The sequence below is a fragment of the Paenibacillus sp. MAH-35 genome (assembly GCF_058135425.1).
In genome coordinates this window covers 1-647 of sequence record NZ_JBYUPU010000108.1, presented here as the reverse complement: position 1 = coordinate 647, position 647 = coordinate 1, and the positions used below count along the sequence as shown (strand labels likewise).

General features: G+C 51.6%; 1 protein-coding gene. It reads left to right on the top strand.

The features are described from left to right. Positions 1-34: 34 nt before the first annotated feature. Positions 35-647, top strand: a 613-nt coding sequence (locus AC3Y2E_RS34650; RefSeq protein WP_379217994.1) for a reverse transcriptase domain-containing protein, incomplete at its 3' end; no start/stop codon positions are given.

The following is a 647-nucleotide window of genomic DNA, read 5'->3' as shown; positions in this document are numbered from 1 at the left end:
CCCCAAACGCAGTACACACGGAGCGACGGAGAAGATTCGGGAAACCGTAAACAACGGGAAAGTCTACTGGGTAGTCGATGTCGACATCACCGGCTATTTTGACAACATCGCCCATGACAAGCTCATGGAACTGGTGGAACAGCGAATCAACGATCGCCGCATGCTCAAAGTGATCCGAAAATGGCTGAAAGCCGGGGTGATGAAGGACGACAAGTTCTTCGAAACGGACATCGGAAGCCCGCAGGGTGGCGTGATTTCGCCGCTGCTCGCAAACATTTACCTCCATTATTTGGACACGGTATGGGAGAAACAGTTTACCGAGCTGGGAACACTGGTGCGCTATGCGGATGATCTGGTGATTTTATGCCACAAGAAGGAACACGCGCTGAAAGCCATTGAGGTGTTGAAGGCGGTGTTTGGAAAACTCGAGCTAAAGATGAACGCCCAGAAAAGCAAGCTGGTCAACCTCTGGATCGAAGAGAAGAACCAAGGATTTGATTTTCTGGGCTATCATCACAGGCGCCTCCCGGCGTATCGCAAGGGAGGAAAGAAAGCTTGGATTCTCCGCAGTTTCCCGTCGAAGAAAGCGATGAAGAAGATGCGAAGCAAGGTCAAAGAAGTGACGGCGCCGAGGAAGAAACTGACCC